The sequence below is a fragment of the Oleiphilus sp. HI0066 genome, assembly GCF_001635725.1.
This window is the reverse complement of the sequence record NZ_LWFH01001069.1, coordinates 1-616: the sequence shown is the minus strand read 5'-3', so window position 1 is coordinate 616 and position 616 is coordinate 1. Positions and strand designations below refer to the sequence as shown.

General features: G+C 45.8%; 1 protein-coding gene. It reads right to left on the bottom strand.

Annotated elements, in window-relative coordinates; all coding sequences use genetic code 11:
* A partial coding sequence (locus tag A3738_RS13355) for a DUF2804 family protein (RefSeq protein WP_156504248.1) occupies nucleotides 1-594 on the bottom strand: 594 nt, incomplete at its 3' end.
* Nucleotides 595-616 lie beyond the last annotated feature (22 nt).

The following is a 616-nucleotide window of genomic DNA, read 5'->3' as shown; positions in this document are numbered from 1 at the left end:
AATGCTGCCGTCGGAGGATTGAATTTTCCATTGCCCCATTTTGTTATCACGATCATAGAAAAACTGTGTTTGAGGGAGTGCAATACAACGTGTTCCGATCCAGATGCAGTTTTCAGAGAAACCGCTCTCATTGACTCCCCAGCTGATATTCAAACCGAGAGCAGGACGACTGTTTGTTGGTGGTAAGCTAAAGCATGCCCAATTCCAGAATGTGTCTCGGCGCATATAGCCAGCAGAAAAATCGTGGTGCCCATAGCAGTCCAGTTCGCTCAAGTCGAACTCACCAAGCTCACATTTAAGTGTTCCTAGAACGGGAAGTGATGCGGTTTTTTGTGCATAAACCCAACCATTCACCGCACAAGGTGTGCATACTGATTGTGTTTGATAGTCCTTAGGTTCATGCATCCAGGCTTCAATATTAAGCTCGTTACCAAAGGAAATCCCTAAGTGCTTTCTGCGCTCTCCGTTCTCATTCAATGCATACACTTGAGATGCGTGATTCTTTCCTGATTTAAAGGTGCTTTGGTCGTTGTCTGTTCTGCAAGCCATGTTCAGCCCCGCAGCAAGCGGTGACTTGAATTGCCATGTCAGCATTTTTTTATCCGAAGGACGAAAG